This is a genomic window from Protofrankia sp. CiP1_Cm_nod4 (assembly GCF_982290645.1).
Genome location: NZ_CEVIVC010000162.1, coordinates 10,237 through 10,852 on the forward strand (window position 1 = coordinate 10,237; position 616 = coordinate 10,852).

The 616-nt window shown below is 73.4% G+C and carries 1 protein-coding gene; it reads left to right on the forward strand.

The genetic code is table 11. The annotated features are described in order from the left end of the window. The coding region (locus AC5LSR_RS21070) for a MauE/DoxX family redox-associated membrane protein (protein WP_250286362.1) at positions 1 to 471 on the forward strand (471 nt) is incomplete at its 5' end. Positions 472 to 616 lie beyond the last annotated feature (145 nt).

The following is a 616-nucleotide window of genomic DNA, read 5'->3' on the forward strand; positions in this document are numbered from 1 at the left end:
CGCCTCGGGCTGGCGGGGCTCTGGCTCGCCGCCGGAATGATCAAAATCGGCGACCCGCAGGGGATGGTGCGATCCGTCCGGGCCTTCCGCATCCTGCCCGAGGCGCTCGTGCACCCGGTCGCCTACGCCGTCCCGTTCGTGGAGATCGCGCTCGGCCTGCTGCTGCTGGTCGGGCTGGCGGTGCGGGTGAGCGCCGTCGTCTCCGCGCTGCTGCTCGCCGGCTACATCGCGGCGATCGCCTCGGCCGCCGCGCGGGGCCTGCGCATCGGCTGCGGCTGCTTCTCCACCGGCGGGGACCTCACCGCCGGCGCGCCCATCCACTACACCGGAGAGATCATCCGGGACGGTCTGCTGCTCGCCGCGAGCGTCCTGGTGGTCTGCCTGCCAGCCGGTGCGCTCACCGTCGACCGCATCCTCGAACGAGGCGCGCGCCCACTGGCCGTCGAGGGGCCGCGAACGGCGCGGCCATGATCACGCCGTGCCGCCGTCGGCCCATGTCGTCGAGCCGTCGCAGGACTTCGGAGAGCTGATGAGTACCGCGTCCAGAAAGAGCAGGAAGAACCGGTCAGGCGGGAAGCGAGGCGGCAACCCGGCCGGGATGCCGGCCGGCGCGCGC